Consider the following 5,502-nt stretch of genomic DNA (forward strand, 5'->3'; position numbering starts at 1 on the left):
CGCCGGCGACTCTTCCGCTCCGGCGGGGGCGGCCCCACCGGCCCCACCGGCCCCACCGGCCCCACCGGCCCCGCCGTCTCCGCCGTCCCTGCCGTCTCCGCCGTCCCCGCCGGGTGCGCCGGGTTCGCCCGCGGACCGGCCGGCGGAGGCGAGGGCGAGGCGGGCGTGGGCCGCCTCCACCGCTTCCCCTCCGCCGGCCCGGGCCTCGGCCAGCACCTCTTCGAGCAGCGCCCGGCCTTCCGGTCCGCGCCCGAGGTCCAGCAGCGTCTGGCCGAGCCGCCTGCGTGCCGCCGTGCTGCCGGGCTCGCCCGGCGCGTACCGGGCCGTGGCCCTGGACAGCACGTCGGCCGCCCACACGGGGTCGGCGTGGGCCAGCGCCAGGCGCCCGGCCTCGGCGAGCGCGTCGGCGGCCCGCCGGCGCAGCCCGTCGGTGTGCGCGTCCTGGGCGCCGAGCTCGGCCCGGTAGCGGTACGCCTGTTCGAGATGGCCGCCGACCGCCGCGCTGCCCCGGCGGCGGACCGAGTCGAGTCGGGCGGCGCGTTCGTGCCGGTCGGCCCGGTCCTGCTTGGACTGGCTGGTGTAGACGACCTCCTGGATCAGTCCTCCGGCGTAGCGGAACGCCTCGCCGTCCGGCCTGATCACGCGCGGTGACGGACCAGCCGGTGCAGTACGGGCCGGAGCCCCGTGCCCGGTCCACTCCGGCGCGGGCCGGCCGGCGAGCTCCGTCAGTTCGCCGGCGGTGAAGTCGCCGCCCAGGACCGACGCCAGGCCCAGGGCCCGGTGTTCGGGCGGGTCGAGCGCGTCGATCCGGGCGCCGATCAGGGCCTGGAGCGGGAGCGGGACGCTGTCCGTGTCGACGGGGTCCCCCGCGACCAGCAGCTGCTCCAGGTGCAGCGGGTTGCCGCCCACCCGTGCCAGGACCCGGGGGCCGAGCGGGCCGCCGGGCGCCGTGCCGCCGGTCAGCCCGGCCGCGAGGAGCTGTGCCTCGGCGTCGGAGAGCCCGCCGAGGAGCACGGTCTCCAGGGACAGTGCGGGCCGTGCGTCGAACAGTTGGGGGCGGGTGAGCAGCACGATGAGGACGGCCGCGTCGGTGAGGGCGCGCAGCAGCCGGTCGAGGGCGTCGAAGAGGGGCTGCGCGGCCCAGTGGCAGTCGTCGATCACCAGCACCACGGGTTCCGCCGCGGAGAGGCCGGCGAGGACCTTGGCGAGGGCGGCACAGGTGTCGGCGGGCGAGGGGTTGGGGGTTCCGTCCAGCAGCAGGCCCTGGTGGAGCAGGTCGAGTTCGGGCGAGGGTGCGACCGCGGCCGCGCCGAGGAGGTCGGCGACGGCGTCGGCGAGGGGGCCGAGGGTGGGCTGTTCGCCCCGGGCCCGGCAGCGCCCGACGCCGTGACGCGGGCCGCCGGCCGTGGCCGTGGCCCGGTGGAGCCACTCCCGCACGAGGCGGGTCTTGCCCTGGCCCGCCTCCCCGCCGACGACCAGGCGGCCGGCCCGGCGGGTGCGGACCACGCGCTCCAGCGCCTCGTCGATGAGGGCGAGTTCGCGGCTCCGGCCGATGAACGCGAGGTCGAACCGGCGCAGCGCCTCCGGGCCCTCCTCCTCGTCCAGGCCGAGCAGGCGGTGGGCGGTGACCCGGTCCCGCTTGCCCTTGAGCAGCAGCGGGCCGGTCCGCGCCGTCCGCACGCCCGGTCCGGCGGCGGCCAGGGTGCCGGGTCCGATGAGGATCTCCCCGGCGGCGGCGTTCTGTTCCAGGCGGGCGGCGACGTTGACCACCTCGCCGGAGACCATCGCCTGCCGCAGGGTCGCCGAACCGGTGACCGCCTGGCCGGTGTTGAGGCCGATGCGCATCTCCAGCCGGACGCCGACGCCCTGCTCCAGCCGGAGGTTGAGCCCGGTGAGCGCCTCCCGCATGGCCAGGGCGGCGGCGACCGCGCGGCGGGCGTCATCCTCCCGTACGGCCGGCACGCCGAAGACGGCCATCACGGCGTCCCCGATGAACTTCTCCACGGTGCCGCCCTGCTCCTCGATCCGCAGCCGCATCAGGTCGAACCAGCGGAGCGTCACCGAGCGCAGGGTCTCCGCGTCGAGCGCTCCGGAGAGCGCCGTGGAGCCCACCAGGTCGCAGAAGAGGACGGTCACCACCTTGCGGCCGGTCGGCCGGGCCGTGTCCGGCCCCTCGGCGCACGGGCTGCCGCAGGCGGGGCAGAACCGGGCTTCGGGCGGCAGTGCGCTCCGGCACGAGGTGCACGGCATGGGTTCCTCCGGTGGGCGCGGGACGGCGGGGCGGCCGGGGTCAGAAGAGGGCGCCGCCCGCGACGTCGGCGTGGGCCTGCACCTCCGGGGCCGCCGCGTCGAGCCGCCCCCTGATGTCGACGAGCAGGGCCAGTTCCTCCGGGGCCAGGGCGCGCAGCACCTCCAGCTGGTCCTCGCTGAGGCGGTCGGTGTCGAAGCCCGCGGCGGCCAGCGCCCGCAGGGTGGGGGGCGCAGGCGGGGCGTCGTCGAGCGGGGCGTCGTCGTGGGCGGCGTCGTCGTGGGGCACGGTGTCCTCGGTCACGGGTGTCCTCCGGGGTCTGCGGCGAGGGAGAGGAAGAGCCGGGTGAGCAGGTCCGCCGTGTGCAGCGCGCTGACGGAGACGGCGGTCCGCAGGGCCGGCGGGAGCGCGAGCGCGTCGAGCACCCGGTGGAGGTCGTCGAGGTGGCCGCCGTCGAGCTCGGCGTGTTCCCTGAGGGTGCGGAAGGCGGTGCCGGGGAGGCCGGTGGCCTCGGCGAGGCGGTCGGCGAGCCGGGGGCCGGGGGCGTTGCCCTCCAGGACCGCGATGTAGCCGAGCAGCGTGACGGGGTGCTCGTGCTCGATCCGGTAGTACTGCGCGCCGGCGAGTTCGTTTTTCGACAGGGTGGGGTACGGCGGCCGGCCGGGCACCGGCGGCGGCGAGGTCGTCGAGCAGCCAGGCGTCGTGGTCGCGTTCTTCCCGGGCGTGGCGCAGGCAGTACGCCGCGAGGCCCCGGGCGGCCGGGTCGTCGAGCTCGGCGCACCGTTCGGCGGCCCGTTCCAGCAGCGGCACCGAGGCCCGTACGAGCGGGTGCATGGCCGCCAGGTAGCGGGGGTAGCGCTGCCGCAGCCCGTCCGGTCGCCACAGGAGCGCGGTCGCGGCCAACAGGGCGGTGGTGGTGGGCAGGAGCTTGGTCCTGAGCGCGAGGGACGCGGTGGCGGTCATCGTCGGCTTTCCTTCTTCGGGCGGTGCGGGCAGCGGCTCGACCAGGTGGGCCCCCATCGCAGCCCATGCGGCGCCCCAGGGCGGCGGGTCCGGCGGCGCGCTGCTGCTCCGCGGCGAGCCGGTCGAGGAGTTCGCCGACCCGGCCGCCCGCGTCGCGGTCCGCGCCCGCGAGGACGTCGGGGCGGTCGGCGAGGGCGTGGCAGCTGCGGCAGTAGCCGGCCGGGGCGGGCGCAGCCCCGTGGCGGGCGTGCAGCCGCCGGGGGCCGACGGCGCGCAGCATCCGCAGGACCGGGGAGCCGAGGGAGCGTTCGCGGACGGCCGGCCAGTCGTCGTCGGCGACGTGTCCGAGCCGCAGGTGCGCGGGGACGGGGCGGCGGTCCACCGTCCACTGGTTGCAGCAGGCGGTGACGGTCCCGTCGAAGGCGACCACCGGCCAGGCGGCGAGGGTGCACGGCGCCGCCCGGGAGCCGTCCGGTCCGGCGGGGGTCGCGGGGACGAGGCCCGTGGCGCGGCCGAGCGGGCGGACCTCGTTGACGAGGAGGGGCACCCGGCCGCCGAAGGCGCGGCGGACGTCGGCGACGGCGTCCGCGAGGTAGGGGTCGTCGGGGCCGGTACCGGTGAGGTGGATGCTGGCGGGGATCCCGGCGTCGAGCACGGCCCGCAGGGCGCGCAGCACGTCCGCGCGGGGGACCTCGCGCTCGTGGTGGACGTCCAGGCTCGCCGAGAAGTGGTCGAGGGCCGTGATCGCCCGCATGATCCGGTCGGGGACGCGTCCGTCGCGGGCGAAGAACATTCCGCTGAGCAGTGCCGTGCGGGTGCCCGCGGCGCGGGCGAGGCCGGCCAGGCGGGCGGCGAGTTCGGGCAGCAGCAGCGGTTCGCCGCCGGTCAGCATGACCACCTCGGGGCGGTCCTGCGGGCCGAACGAGCCGATGAAGCGCAGCAGGTGTGCCGGGTCGGGCTCCTCGGCGGCGGCCATGGAGGAGTCGGTGGAGCAGTGCACGCAGCTCATGGGGCAGCGGCGGGTGAGCGCCACCATCAGGCCGCCGCAGGGCACCGGCCGCAGGCCGATGAGTTCCGCCAGCTCCACGTCTCCTCCTCGGTGCGCGTGCCGCGCGCTCGTGCCGCGCGCGGGTGTTGACCCGGATCGTGCCCGCGGGCGCCGGATTTCCGGTTCACGAACGCCTGGTGACCGGTTGGTCCGCAGGTCGCGGCGGTCGGCGCCGGGGCGCGGCGGGGCGTGCGGCGGGGGTTCGGGGGCGTTCCGCGTCCGTGTGCTCGGCGCATACCGGTGCCGAACCGGTGGCCAGGCGTTCCCGTACCGGGCGTCCGTACGTTTCTTCTCAGCCGGCGGGACGACGCCGACAACCGAAGGAGACGGACATGCCCGAGAACACGAACCCGGAGACCGAGAACGAGGACATCGAGGTCGTCGCCCACAGCGAGGACGAAGAGGCCGAGGCCGGCTGCATCGTCAACCACAGCCACGAGATGTGACGTTCCGTCATCTCGTGTGAGCACCGCGCGGGTCCCCCGGCTCCCGGCAGTTCCTGCCGGGGCCGGGAGCCCGCGGCCACTCTGGCACCGGAACCGCTGGGAGCGGCACGACCATGAAGATCCTTCTCTGCCCGCTCAGTGACGGCGGCTACCTCTACCCGGCGGTCGCGGCCGGCCTGGAGCTCCGGCGCCGGGGCCATGACGTCAGCGTGCTGGGCCGGTCCACCGCGGCGGCCGCCGCGGCCGATGCCGGACTGCCGTTCGCCGCGGCGGAGGAGTACGGCGGCCACCGGGCGTTCTCCGCCACGTGGTGGGGGCCGGGAGGCGCGGCGCAGTACCGGGCGACCGTGCGCGCGGCCCGGGAGACGGGGGCCGACCTGCTGGTCACCTCCGTGCTCTGCAACGGCGCCCTGCTCGCCGCCGAGACGCTGGACGTCCCGGTGGTGGTGGTCGGGCTGTCGGTGCACCTGTGGGACTACGCGGCCGGCGGCGACGACGAACCGCACCTGGGCCGGACCCGGCAGAGCCGGACGCACGACTGCCTGCGGATCCACGCCGACCTGCGGGAGGAGACCGGTCTGGCGGGGCGTGCGCCGCGGTGGGGGGACGATCCGCTGCTGGGCGACGCGTTGCTGCTGCGGGGGGATCCGGAGCTGGAGTATCCGGGCGCACTGCTGCCCGGGCGGGTCCGGCACGTGGGGCCGCTGTCCTGGGAGCCGACGCCCGACCCGGCGGAGGCGGAGGCGATCGGGGAGCAACTGTCGCGGTCGGGCAAGCCCGTCGTGTACGTCCATTTA

At 76.8% G+C, this 5,502-nt stretch carries 3 protein-coding genes and 2 pseudogenes; 1 reads left to right on the forward strand and 4 read right to left on the reverse strand.

Annotated elements, in window-relative coordinates; genetic code table 11:
* The 4 genes and pseudogenes from SSNG_RS44745 to SSNG_RS45210 all read right to left on the reverse strand — a co-directional run.
* Positions 1-2,250 (reverse strand): adenylate/guanylate cyclase domain-containing protein (locus tag SSNG_RS44745; protein ID WP_007262697.1); only part of this gene is annotated, 2,250 nt, incomplete at its 3' end.
* 40 nt (positions 2,251-2,290) lie between these two features.
* On the reverse strand, positions 2,291-2,551 hold the full coding sequence (locus SSNG_RS04925) for an aroma-sacti cluster domain-containing protein (RefSeq protein WP_128637375.1): 261 nt from the start codon (positions 2,549-2,551) through the stop codon (positions 2,291-2,293).
* Complete coding sequence (locus tag SSNG_RS43515) at positions 2,548-2,916, reverse strand: iron-containing redox enzyme family protein (RefSeq protein ID WP_241694994.1); 369 nt, start codon at positions 2,914-2,916, stop codon at positions 2,548-2,550. The genes SSNG_RS04925 and SSNG_RS43515 overlap by 4 nt, the downstream gene beginning before the upstream one ends.
* Positions 2,917-3,872: 956 nt before the next feature.
* A pseudogene (locus SSNG_RS45210) lies at positions 3,873-4,247 on the reverse strand (radical SAM protein); the annotation flags it as partial.
* A 571-nt stretch (positions 4,248-4,818) separates the two neighbouring features.
* Between SSNG_RS45210 and SSNG_RS04940 the strand changes: the two are divergent.
* Positions 4,819-5,502, forward strand: a pseudogene (locus SSNG_RS04940) (glycosyltransferase); the annotation flags it as partial.

The sequence above is a fragment of the Streptomyces sp. C genome (assembly GCF_000158895.1).
In the GTDB taxonomy this organism is placed as follows: domain Bacteria; phylum Actinomycetota; class Actinomycetes; order Streptomycetales; family Streptomycetaceae; genus Streptomyces; species Streptomyces racemochromogenes.